Annotated in this window: 1 rRNA gene; it reads right to left on the reverse strand. The window is 54.8% G+C overall.

From position 1 onward, the window contains the following. Window positions 1-219, reverse strand: a 23S ribosomal RNA gene (locus tag NE671_RS15785); the annotation flags it as partial.

Consider the following 219-nt stretch of genomic DNA (forward strand, 5'->3'; position numbering starts at 1 on the left):
TCGTCGTCTTCAAGGGTGTTTACATCATAAGAATGGGATATCTCATCTTGAGGGGGTCTTCACGCTTAGATGCCTTGAGCGTTTATCGCTTCCGGACTTGGCTACCCGGCCATGGATTTGGCAAGCCAACCGGTCCACCAGCGGTCAGTCCATCCCGGTCCGCTCGTACTAAGGACAGCTCCTCTCAGATATACTAAGCCCACGCCGGATAGGGCCCGA

It is taken from the genome of Blautia sp. DFI.9.10 (assembly GCF_024461705.1).
Taxonomy (GTDB): Bacteria; Bacillota; Clostridia; order Lachnospirales; family Lachnospiraceae; genus Blautia_A; species Blautia_A fusiformis.